The organism is Photorhabdus tasmaniensis (genome assembly GCF_011189505.1).
In the GTDB taxonomy this organism is placed as follows: Bacteria; Pseudomonadota; Gammaproteobacteria; order Enterobacterales; family Enterobacteriaceae; genus Photorhabdus; species Photorhabdus tasmaniensis.
In genome coordinates, this window is record NZ_PUJU01000129.1 from 1 (window position 1) to 2009 (window position 2009).

Below are 2009 nucleotides of genomic sequence, written 5' to 3' on the forward strand. Positions count from 1 at the left end.
TAGCGACTGAGCAGGGCGTTAAAACGGTCGTCGGTCTTTTTTATCAGGGCCGGTGAGACGGTGTGCCCCTGTTCAACCTCCACGGCCAGCTGACGCAGCAACTCTTCCAGCGGCACGTCGCGGTTGTGGCGGGTCTGAATCTGATATATCGCGGTCTTCAAATAGGAGAGGGTGAAACTGCCCCGGTTGCGCTCCTGCGCCAGAATTTTGTCGGTCAGTTGCTGGAGTTGATTGTGGGTCTGGTACCAGCTGCCCGACAGCGGGGCGTTATCCAGCCGGACGGCCTGTAACTGTTGCCAGCGGGCGGTTTCTCGCTGCTGTTTGCGGTCCTGCGGCCAGGTTTTCTGCGCCATGCCGGTCAGCTGTTCAGCCTGTTGCAGCACCACCAGCGGGGAGGTGTCCGCTAACCGGGTCAGCTGCTGTTCATAGGTTGGCAGGTCAGGCCGGTACAGCCAGGCCAGTCGCGCGCCATCCGGCGTGTCAGTCAGGGCCGTGAGCTGTTGTTGCAGCGGGCGGTAAAGCCCCAGCCAGCTGCCGGTCAGGACAAACGCGCCCAGCAGAACGCCCAGTCCAAAGCCCTGTAAGGCGCTCATCCCGGGCGGTGGTTCTGGGAAACGGACCTGAACTTTGGGCGGGGGGCTGTCGTCACCGGGGTCGCCGGGTTCCGGTTCCGGCCCGGTAGTGGCCAGGTAGACCAGCGGCGGCATCGCGACTGGTTTGGGGGCCGGTGTGGGCAGGATACGGCTATTTTCCAGTTTTTTCGCGGTGTTCTGGAAAAACCACAGCAGGTTTTCGACTTTGGGCAGGCGCTTTAAATCGGACTGCTGGAGCCGGTCAACTATCAGTTGCAAGGCCCGCTCTGCCCGGTAAATCAGGCGCAGGTCGCGGGCGGTGTAGTCGTACTGGCGCAGGGCGTTGCCGCTGCGGGTGTTAAACCAGTCGAGCATGTCCGTGCGGACCGCAGGCTGGGGCGGCCACAGTTCATCCCACTGGCTGACAATCACGCCAGCCAGCAGTTCACAGCCTTCGGTAAAGCCGGCCAGGCCGCTCAGTTGCATCCGGGCCAGGGTGTAGTAAATCGCACTTTGCAAATCGACGCCGTGGCAGCGAAACAGGGTCAGGGCCAGGGATTCAATCCGCAGCCAGTTCACCGCTGGCTGAGACGGGTGGTTGATTTTGTTGATTTCTTCACGGATTGCCGTGAACGCCGGCAGGTTCATCGGGTTACTGCCGGCACGGATAATCAGGTTTTCAGGGGATTCACGCATGGCCGTTTATCCTTGCCTGCCACCGGCGACGCGGGGCAGGGGCATTTTCATTTGTCATTAGTAGAGGGTGTCAGGCAGTTTGAACTGGCTGAACAGGCCGCCGGCAAACGGGTTGTCGGATTCATCGACGTAGATACGGTAGGTCATGTCGCCGCCATCCACGCTAAACAGCACATCAAAGGAATCCGGCCGTACGCTGGTCAGTTTACCGCTGTTAATCAGGCGCAGTTGTGCCCACGGGCCGGTGAAGCTGACGGCGCGCGGCGATTTGCCACTGACGTCCGGTATCAGCGTGAGCTGACTTTCCACGCCAGCCCGCATGGAGTTTGGCCAGATTAAGTGCACGATGCTGCCGTGACCGTGGGCATAATCGAGTAACTGTCCGTCGAGGTTAAGCAGGCTGCGGCGTTTGTTGCCGGTCAGGCTGACCGGTTCAATGGCAAACTGGGTACCCAGGCCGTTTTGCGGGGTGAAGAAGGTGTCGCGAATACGGTTAGCCAGGGTCAGCTGTTTCAGCACATCCGGGCGGATAAGCTGTTCACCGTCAGTGCCGTAGGTCAGGTTGTTCTCGACAAACGGTTTGAGGTTCTGCTGATAGAAGGCATCCAGCGTGCCGCCGGGCCGGAAGAAGCGGTCGAACTCACTGAGCGGCACATCCTGGGTGGCTTCGGGGTTGAACGGATAGCGGCCAGCCAGGTAGGTCTGGTACTGTCTGACGACGTTTTCACTCCATTCGACTTC

Annotated in this window: 2 protein-coding genes; both read right to left on the reverse strand. The window is 60.3% G+C overall.

Features of this window, described 5'->3' with window-relative positions:
- Positions 1 to 1268, reverse strand: a 1268-nt coding sequence (locus C5471_RS23065) for a VasL domain-containing protein (protein ID WP_166296538.1), incomplete at its 3' end; no start/stop codon positions are given.
- Positions 1269 to 1325: 57 nt separating this feature from the next.
- The coding region (locus tag C5471_RS23070) for a type VI secretion IcmF C-terminal domain-containing protein (RefSeq protein WP_278250195.1) at positions 1326 to 2009 on the reverse strand (684 nt) is incomplete at its 5' end.